At 44.5% G+C, this 263-nt stretch carries 1 protein-coding gene; it reads right to left on the bottom strand.

Annotation, left to right across the window (positions count from 1 at the left end):
- Positions 1 to 263 (bottom strand): hypothetical protein (locus AAEY88_RS14095; protein ID WP_350563383.1); only part of this gene is annotated, 263 nt, incomplete at both ends.

The following is a 263-nucleotide window of genomic DNA, read 5'->3' as shown; positions in this document are numbered from 1 at the left end:
ATCGTACTCTACATCACCATCAACAACGGTGGCATTAAAGCCTGCACCAAAGCCTGAGTCGCCAAACAAGTGCTGAACAGCAAATTCAAAACCGTTTCCTTTACGTGAACCCACGTTTTCAGGTGAATTGATGGTCCATTCAATCAGCGGATCAGTCGCTGGATCTGGTAATATACGGTTGTTTTCACCAATGCCTACGCCATTAGCTACAATTTCATTGTAAATTGCAGTGTCAGTTGCTTGATCTCCACGACCTTCAATGG

This window comes from Psychrobacter sp. CAL346-MNA-CIBAN-0220 (assembly GCF_040309805.1).
GTDB lineage: Bacteria > Pseudomonadota > Gammaproteobacteria > Pseudomonadales > Moraxellaceae > Psychrobacter.
The sequence above is the reverse complement of the archived record's forward strand: the minus strand, read 5'-3'. Positions and strand labels throughout refer to the sequence as shown.